This window comes from Paraburkholderia sp. RL18-085-BIA-A, from assembly GCF_046027075.1.
Classification (GTDB): domain Bacteria; phylum Pseudomonadota; class Gammaproteobacteria; order Burkholderiales; family Burkholderiaceae; genus Paraburkholderia.
This window is the reverse complement of the sequence record NZ_JARESU010000499.1, coordinates 1-889: the sequence shown is the minus strand read 5'-3', so window position 1 is coordinate 889 and position 889 is coordinate 1. Positions and strand designations below refer to the sequence as shown.

The window sequence follows — 889 nt, the reverse complement described above, 5'->3', positions numbered from 1 at the left end:
CAGCGGGTGCCAGGTTTCGGGGATGGTTCGAATAATGTCGACGTCTCGCTTGCGTAGACGTGGCGTGCTTGCTGTTGCGGCTTTTTTGGGCCAACTCCTCGCCATGCCCTGGTCATTTGTGACAGTAGATCCGTTGATGACGCGCCCTGTGCCATGAAGGGCGGTCGAAAGGTGTCGCTCAGATGAATTGAAAAGGTGGGCTGCGCCGCCAGACGACTGCAATTAGCGCGGAAACAGCCGCTAGCCGGCGTTTCGGCCTGTGCATTTGCGGTCTGGAGAACGGGGGGCTCAACCTTTTTCGAGGCGCGCCGTTATTGCATCTGCACAGGCATAAACATTGGACCTTCATGGCACAACCTATTCCCTTTTCACGCAACGCTGGAGTTGCACGCGCGCGGCATGCGAAGGCCATGCTGTTGCCCATCCCGCGGCAAATCGCCGACGACCTCGCGCTACGGGTGCATCTGGCGCTCGACATCTTGCGCCGCGGCGCCGGCAGCAAGACCGACGCGCAAACCCTCACGCAGACCATGCTACTGACCGGCTTTTTGGCTGAGTTGGGCTTCGGTTCGGTGAGCAGTGACGAACTCGAAGTGGCGGATCGCGCTATGGCAGTGGTGTTCGATATCGGCAGGGAGACCGACGAGTGGAGATTGGACGACACAGGAGTCGCGCTTTTTGCGTCGATCGCGACGAGTTACGACCGACAACTACACAGCGTACCTCTTTGGGCGATCACGGATGCGAGCGAGCGACTTGACCGTTTTATCGCGGGTGTGCCCGAGCAGACGCCGGTGCGCAAGCGGGCTTAGTTAGATCGGGCGGCAGGGGATGTTTTGAGAAGTTTGTCCGCACACGGTGTATTGGGAAGGTGCGGTGCAGGTGAGTG

Annotated in this window: 1 protein-coding gene; it reads left to right on the top strand. The window is 59.6% G+C overall.

Annotation, left to right across the window (positions count from 1 at the left end; translation table 11 throughout):
• The first annotated feature begins 347 nt into the window (after positions 1-347).
• Positions 348-812: a hypothetical protein gene (locus P0D89_RS53490; RefSeq protein WP_408371345.1), complete on the top strand. Its 465-nt coding sequence runs from the start codon at positions 348-350 to the stop codon at positions 810-812.
• Positions 813-889: the final 77 nt, after the last annotated feature.

Excerpts from the sequence above, each read along its gene's own strand:
- P0D89_RS53490 (WP_408371345.1), top strand. The coding sequence starts at position 348 with ATGGCACAACCTATTCCCTTTTCACGCAACGCTGGAGTTGCACGCGCG.